The organism is Kitasatospora sp. NPDC091257 (genome assembly GCF_044757675.1).
Taxonomy (GTDB): domain Bacteria; phylum Actinomycetota; class Actinomycetes; order Streptomycetales; family Streptomycetaceae; genus Kitasatospora; species Kitasatospora lactacystinica.
Map to the genome: position 1 here is coordinate 1 of NZ_JBIVVI010001404.1, position 2,121 is coordinate 2,121.

1 protein-coding gene and 1 pseudogene are annotated in these 2,121 nt (G+C 76.8%); both read left to right on the forward strand.

Annotated elements, in window-relative coordinates; genetic code table 11:
* The coding region (locus tag ACIQOV_RS38740; protein ID WP_401055517.1) for a zinc-dependent alcohol dehydrogenase at positions 1–827 on the forward strand (827 nt) is incomplete at its 5' end.
* 216 nt (positions 828–1,043) lie between these two features.
* A pseudogene (locus ACIQOV_RS38745) lies at positions 1,044–2,121 on the forward strand (hypothetical protein); the annotation flags it as partial.

Genomic DNA, 2,121 nt, shown 5'->3' on the forward strand with positions numbered 1-2,121 from the left:
GCGTCGGCATCGTCGAGGCGGCCGGCGACCTGGTCCGGCACGTCCGGGTGGGCGAGCGGGTCGCCATCCCCTGGCTCGCGGACGCCTGCGGGCGCTGCGACCACTGCGTCTCCGGCTGGGAGACCCTCTGCCTCCGGCAGCACAACAGCGGCTACTCCGTGGACGGCGCCTACGCCGAGTACGCGCTCGCGCACGGCGACTACGTCGTCCCCGTCCCCGACGGCATCGACCCGCTGGACGCCGCGCCGCTGTCCTGCGCGGGCGTCACCACCTACAAGGCGCTCAAGGTCTCCGGGGCCGGGCCCGGCACCCGGGTGCTGGTCTCCGGCATCGGCGGGCTCGGCCACCTGGCGCTCCAGTACGCCCGGGTCTTCGGCGCCGAGACCATCGCCGTCGACGTCACCGACGACAAACTCGCCCTGGCCCGCGACCTCGGCGCCGACCACGTCCTCGACGCCCGCACCCAGGACGTCGCCGCCGAGGTCCAGGCCCTCGGCGGCGCCCACGCCGCGATCGCCCTCGCCGTCAGCAACGCCTCCTTCCAGGCCGCCTACGGAGCCCTGCGCCGCGGCGGCACCCTCGTCCTGGTCGCCCTCCCGGCCGGCGGCAAGCTCGAACTGCCCGTCTTCGAGACGGTGTTGAATGGCACCAAGGTGATCGGCTCGATCGTCGGCACCCGCGAGGACCTCGCCGAGGTCTTCCGGCTGCACGCCCTCGGCCGCACCCGGGTGATCCGCGAGACCCGCCGCCTCGACGACGTGAACGCCTGCTTCGACGAGGTGCTGAGCGGCAAGGTCTCCGCCCGCCTGGTCTTCGACCTGCGCTGACGGCCCCCGGACCGCCACCCGGCCGGTCGGTTCGGCGGCGCGCCCGGTCGGGCGGCGGGCACAAGGCCCGGATGCCGCCACTGCTGCACACCGCCGCCCGCCCCGGTTCGTCCGGGTGGGGTTGCAGTTGCGTCTCCGTTCCGTTCGGCGTGGGTACGAAGTGGCCGGCGGTCCGGGATCGTGGGGGCAACCACTCGTGCGGCAGGGGGAGTTGCCATGGGGGACGGCCGGGGGCCGGCACCGGATGCGGTGGCGGCGGCACTGCTGGGCGACGGGCCGCACCAGGCGGTGGCCGATGTCGTGCGGGCGCGGCTGCGGATGGTGCCGGAGGGCGCCGGGGCGCTCGCGGCGGCGCAGGCGAGCCCGGGGGACGCGCAGGCGCGGGCGCTGCTGGCCGCCGCCGTCGCGCACCTGCTGGCCACGGACCCGGCGTTCGCGCAGTACCTGGCCACCACCGCGCTCGGGAAGCCGGGCGATCCACCGACCGTCCAACTGCGGAGCGAGCCCGGCACCGCGCAGCTGCGGGTCGGCCCGCCGTCCGCACCGCCGCCGAAGGGCCCGAGCACCGTTCAGCTGCGGACCGGCCCCGCGGCCGCCCGCGCGCGGGCGCTCGCCGCCCGGCGGAGCAGCGCCGGGATCGTGGCGGCGCTCGTCCTGGTGCTGATCGCCGCGCTGGTCGCGCTCGGCGTCCACCTGGGCTCGCGCCCGCTGCTGAAGCCGGGCGGGCCCGGGCTGGCGCACGCCGCGCAGCCGCTGGGCGACCCGGTGCTGGTCCAGGGCGTGCTGCCCGACGAGGGGGCGATGCCGCGCGGGTGGCGGGTGCAGCGGGGGCCGGAGTCGGGGACGGGCCCGACCGACGCGGTGCCGTGCCTGCTGCCGGACGCCTGCGACCATCAACTCGCCTCGGCCAGCGTGACGTTCGGCGCCGCGTCGGTGCAGACCGTGGAGTTCGACGTGGTCGCCTTCGCCTCCCCCGAGGCGGCCGCCAAGGCCTTCGGCAGCGCACTCGAACGCACCGGCGGCGTGGAGTCGACGGCGGTGGCGATCCCGCGGATCGGCGACCGGAGCGCCACCCGGACCGTCGGTTCCTCGTCGGCGGTGGCGCTGGTCCAGGTCGGCGGCGTGCTGCTCCTGGTGCGGGACGACGGGCCGGGCGCCGCCCTGACCGCGCCCGGGCTGACGGTGTTCGCCCGACTGCTCGCCGACCGCGCCCACCGTCGCCTCGGTCGAGCTGGTGCGCGCCTGGCTGATGAAGCAGACCGAGCCGCGCTTCGCCGAGTACCTGCGCTCCTAC